Source organism: Gilliamella sp. Imp1-1, assembly GCF_001690415.1.
Classification (GTDB): domain Bacteria; phylum Pseudomonadota; class Gammaproteobacteria; order Enterobacterales; family Orbaceae; genus Gilliamella; species Gilliamella bombi.
In genome coordinates, this window is record NZ_LZHK01000065.1 from 1 (window position 1) to 4796 (window position 4796).

Consider the following 4796-nt stretch of genomic DNA (forward strand, 5'->3'; position numbering starts at 1 on the left):
CAAATTAAACTGCCATTATCAAAATTGGATTTATTTCATTCAGACCGAGGCAAAGAGTTTGATAATCGGTTATTAGAGGCGTGTTTTAAGACATTTAATATCACGCATTCATTAAGCAAGAAAGGGTGTCCATATGACAATGCGGTAGCGGAAGCGACATTTAAAACAATTAAAACGGAATTTGTAAAAGGCCAACGTTTCAACTCAACGGCTGAATTACAACGCGCTTTTTCGGCTTATGCTTATTGGTATAATCATAAACGATTACATTCTTCGTTAGGCTACTTGCCTCCCGTTGAATTTAAAAAACACTTACCCCTTAATTTTTTTGTTTGAAAATGTGTTGCCATTCCAATTTCTACTATAAATGCATTGGATGATTAGTTATTCCCTTTATAAAGCTTATTTAAAACTTTATAAGGGGATTCATTAGTGATTTAAATTTTTATTTTTGGTACCACTTTTATCTTGTTATGCATAAATTTTGTGAACTATTTCACAAGACGATGAAAACAGAATGTTATGATATTTTATTTCGACGTAAGATTTACACGCAATTATGTGAAATACAAAACGATATTGAACAATGGTTTGATCTTTACAATCGAGAAAGGCACACTCTGGAAAATATTGTTATGGAAAGAGACCACGGCAAACCTGGAACGGAGAAAAAGGATTGGTTAAGGAAAAGCAATTGGAGAATTTATTTTACTCATCGGCTTTCATTTTAACAAAATGTGTGTCCGATGAGTAATAAGTTTTTGTCAGATTAAGTTTGAGCTAACACATAAAAATTTACTCAAATTCAATCTCTTCATTCATATTTTGATAAATATTAACTTTGGCATTAACATCAATTGCATTTACTAACCAACCACTTAAATGGCAGCTTCTAATAAACTCATCAATTCTATTTACGCCATTAATTTCTTTTAATGTAACAACAATTCCAAAACGAACACCTTCTCCATCTTTGGGATTTAAACGATTATTTGTTTTAATTTCCATGCCCCAATTTTTATTTTCGTATGATATTTTAGGTTTATTATTTTTTTTAACTATTTCAGCTATATATTTAACATTATCCCATTTTCGGAAATTACTTCGAGCATCAGACTCTAATAAATAGTTTCTTTCAGTATCTATATTCTGGTTTTGTTTATCCCCATTAATATTAGAAATTTTTCCATTATTTTTGATTCTTCCAAAATGTAAATTTAACTCAGTATTTGTATAATCCACTCCTTGAGTTCTATTGCATTTAGGAAAGTAACACATTATTGCTTTGGCTATATAAGGATATTTATCATCTTTATTCATTGGTGTTGGAAAATTATAATTATAAGTGTTCCATTTTTCACTGATATCTGAAACTAAAAATTTAATCTCATCTTCTTTTGTTTTGACAATATCGTCAATTTTAATTGGTACTATACCATGCCCATATAATGCAATTTCACTGGCAGTCGGTTCGTTATTCCATCCTCTTGCGGCATCAATAATAAGCGCCTTAGCCACTTCACGGCTAAGCTCTAATATGTCAATTAGATATGAAAGTTTTCGAGCAACCCAAGGAGCTGCAAATGATGTTCCCGCAACTTTAGCTTCTCCTAAGGGTTCACATACATGAATATATTGTTCACTGCTTCCACCATAGTAACTTATATCAGGCTTCGCAAAAAATGATAAAACAATTCCTTTTCTAGAGTATTTTGTTGATAATCCATTTTTTGTTACTGCATTTACAACCATACTATTAATTGAATCGGCAGGAGAACCAATTCTATTAATATTTTCATTTGTTTTATTTGTTCCCGCAATAACAAAGATGACATCATTTTCATATTGAATTTGGTCTAATACAGAAGCTTCAGCAGATATAAAATTATCATTAACTTCTTGATCACTACCTAGTGAAATATTCCAAACTTTAATATCTTTATTTTTTGCTATTATTTCTTTAATTTGCTTTATAATAGTAAAAGAAGAAAACTGTGAACCAACTGCTACACCAAAGTGACGTACTTTAAACCTTCCACAGCCGTCATCTAACCAGGGATTAAGCCTTGGTCCATCTACAATAATAGATGATATTGCAGTGCCATGCCTATAATCATTAGGTGCTTTAGCAATATTTTCATCAACCATTTCATGGTATTCGACCCAATCACTAAAATAAACTCCCTCATCAAATAATGTGTCAATTACACCAATAGTAGGTTCTATTGTGGGCTCTGGAATATGCTGCAAATTTTGTTTATGTTGTTGAATGAAATCTTCTGGCGATAGCTGGGATAAATCTGCTGTAGCCATTGAAATAAGATAAGGAGCTTTAGTAAATAAGATCTCCGATTGATTCTTATCCAAAAAAATCGTTTGATTATCTAAAATCCGACTGGATAAAATATCGATACCTAGTTTTTTTAATAATCTTTTTGTATCCATTCTTATATCATACAAAGTAATAATACTTTGCACTGATTCTCCTGACGGGTTCTCTACCTCAAAATCATCAATATAAGAAATATCAGCTATAACTTGCTTAAATGAGGATTTACTTATACCAAATTCTTTAAAATGAACACTATTTATACTTTCATGATCCTTGAAAGTAACTTGATCTATTTTTCCTGAAAAGGCTTTATCTAAAACAATTTTTGTTTTATCAAGTAAAACAATACTTTTATTTAAATCATTAATATCTAAAAAATAAGTAATAATATGTTTAGTTCTATCTTTGTTAAACTTAGCTCCCACTATTGCATAGTTCGAATCCTTCCCTCTAAACAATCCTCCGATTCTATTACTTTTTGCCACAATCTTATTATAACAAACACAAATTAGAATACCGTCAAATGGCTTAGGTTCATTCAACCAAAAATTTTTGATTTGTTCCATTTTCGTTTGCAACTTATACACATGTTCGCTAGTAACACCATTGTTACCATTCATATTAGGAATAACTTTTGGTTTAAATTGTTTAGACGCTTGAACAAATCGATTTCCTTTTAATTCTAAAACATTATTTGCCATTACTTATTTCCTTCATTCAATTTTCTAGCTATTGTGCTTTTAGGTTCACCTTTAAGTTTTTCTATCTCTCTTACAGTAAAACCTAAAATGTGTAATTGTTCTAAACTAGTTTGATCAAGATTTCCTATTATATTGTTGTATAATCTTCTCAGATAATCATAACCATTATTTACATCACTAAACGCTAAAGAAGTCTTGATAATATTTTTTAATTCACCAGGATATGGTAATTGGTTTGATGTATTTAGAATTTTTTTCAGCAATCGAGCATCTTTAGACACGTTTCTAAAATTTTTTGAGAAAGATGAAAAATAAAATTCAGCCACTTCAACTAAATCTTCTTTACTGTATTGATTAAAATTAATAATAGCATCAAAGCGTCTAGAAAGAGCCTTATCAAAATTCTTATATAAGTTTGTGGTAGCAATGATTACAATGTCTTTATTTAAATCATTTAATCTATCCAACTCTCTCAAAATTGCTGATGTTACACGTCCCATTTCTCGAACATCATTACTATTAATCCTATCTAATGCTATAACGTCAATTTCATCAAATAAAATCACTGTTTTTTCTGGATAAGGTATTTTATTAATTTCACTAAACACTTGGGCTATGTTTTTATTCGTTTGACCAAGCTTGCTATCAATTAAATTATCAAAATCCACATAAAACAGCGAACGTTTGAGTAGTCTCGCAACATGTTTTGCTGCTTCAGTTTTACCTGTACCAGGAAACCCTTCAAATAAAAATTTGGTTATCCCAATTTTGTGATTAACAGCATTAATCACTCCTTTAATATTATCAGTGATTTCAATTGGCAAATTTAGGGAATCCACTACCTTTACATTTATTGATTTTAAAAAATCACTCTCAAACTCACTTGCTTGAGGAATATAAAGATTTGATTCAGCAATAAATCCCATAATATATTCAGCTAACTGATGATCGCCAATAGAATCAAAATATCTAGCAATTTCAATAGCTTCATCTCTAAAAGCACTTTCATTTCTTTCAACATGATATTTAATCAAATTTAACACATTCTTTTTTTTCACAAAAATCACCTAAGGATATATCTATTTAAATTAAGTATACCATAAATGGGACAAAAAATACAGTTTTGGGACAATATTATAAATAGGAATTGTTTTATATAAGGAAAAGTATAAAAATAAGGGTTGCAGAACTGTATTATTATACAGTTATTTTAAGTTAAATGTAAATGGATACAAATACGGGTACATTTTTCATCTAAATTTCTCAAATCCTGTAACCACAAGGCTTAAACCCACATCTTCGATCCCGCGTCCGGGCACCAATCACCAAATTCTAAGACCTGCTTATAACAGTTTTTTTATGCCTAAAGCCTTTTCAAATAAGCCTTTCACCTTGTTTCATTACTCAACAGTGTTCAATTAAAATTAAACTAAATCCAGTAATAAGTTGATTTTACATCATTAATTTAATGATTATTTTACTTACACTAACTATAATGCATTCTATTAAAATCAATTATTCAGTGATAAGTTATATAATAATTCTAGAACTAGATATAAATTAGGGCGTGTTGATCTTTCATGATTATTTTTTAGACGGCATGATGTGAGTTATAATAATTCAGCCAAAAACAACCCTAACTCGATTCATCATGCCAAGAACAATGCTAACAGATAAACGGTGGGAAAAGCTACTACAAATAATGAAAAATACCGGCCGAGTTTATAATAAATCCGAGCATCGGATGACGTTTGAAGGGATCC

Annotated in this window: 3 protein-coding genes and 1 pseudogene; 2 read left to right on the forward strand and 2 right to left on the reverse strand. The window is 30.1% G+C overall.

Annotated features, from left to right (window positions below; all coding sequences use genetic code 11):
* Nucleotides 1–336, forward strand: a 336-nt coding sequence (locus tag A9G38_RS06340; RefSeq protein ID WP_141671741.1) for an integrase core domain-containing protein, incomplete at its 5' end; no start/stop codon positions are given.
* Between the two features lie 459 nt (nucleotides 337–795).
* Here A9G38_RS06340 and A9G38_RS06350 read toward each other — a convergent pair.
* Nucleotides 796–3033, reverse strand: a complete 2238-nt coding sequence (locus A9G38_RS06350) for a S8 family peptidase (RefSeq protein WP_034915567.1) — start codon at nucleotides 3031–3033, stop codon at nucleotides 796–798.
* Entirely contained in the window at nucleotides 3033–4091 is a 1059-nt protein-coding gene (locus tag A9G38_RS06355) for an ATP-binding protein (RefSeq protein WP_034915564.1), read from the reverse strand. Before A9G38_RS06355 ends, A9G38_RS06350 begins: the two co-directional genes overlap by 1 nt.
* A gap of 593 nt (nucleotides 4092–4684) precedes the next feature.
* On the opposite strand from A9G38_RS06355, the pseudogene A9G38_RS12015 reads away from it, so the two are divergent.
* A pseudogene (locus A9G38_RS12015) lies at nucleotides 4685–4796 on the forward strand (IS5/IS1182 family transposase); the annotation flags it as partial.